The following is a 483-nucleotide window of genomic DNA, read 5'->3' as shown; positions in this document are numbered from 1 at the left end:
GGAGGTTCAAATCCTCTCGTGCCGACCAAATCATTCACCGGTAAGTTTCGTTAACGACCGGTAACCCCACAAGAGCCCGCACTCTCTCTGAGTTTGCGGGTTTTTTGTTGCCTGTTTTCCGCCGGTTTGATTGCCAGCCAAAACACCTTAGCTAAAGTAGCTGCTGATTGGTATGAGTTGAAAAAAACAGAGCAACTGGCACTTAACACCATTAAAGATATTTGGCGATCGCTAAAAAAGCATGTAATACCTTGGATTGGCAACCGTCCTGTCACCAGTCTGGTTGCTCGTGACTTCATTACGGCTCTGGATCCGATTGAAGCCAGTGGCAAACTGGAAGCATTAAAGCGAGTTATTCAGCGTATCAACGAGGTGATGGATTACGCGGTAAATGATGGTCTGATACTTTCTAACCCCGCTGCTAAGATCCGTAAAGTATTCCAGGCACCTGTCAAAAAGAATATGCCTACCATCAGGCCTGAA

The 483-nt window shown here is 46.4% G+C and carries 1 protein-coding gene; it reads left to right on the top strand.

Translation table 11 applies throughout. The annotated features are described in order from the left end of the window. Nucleotides 1-126 precede the first annotated feature (126 nt). Nucleotides 127-483 (top strand): tyrosine-type recombinase/integrase (locus tag CWM53_RS23345; RefSeq protein WP_413773720.1); only part of this gene is annotated, 357 nt, incomplete at its 3' end.

This window comes from Klebsiella sp. A-Nf5, from assembly GCF_002810545.1.
GTDB classification, from domain to species: domain Bacteria; phylum Pseudomonadota; class Gammaproteobacteria; order Enterobacterales; family Enterobacteriaceae; genus Klebsiella; species Klebsiella variicola.
The sequence above is the reverse complement of the archived record's forward strand: the minus strand, read 5'-3'. Positions and strand labels throughout refer to the sequence as shown.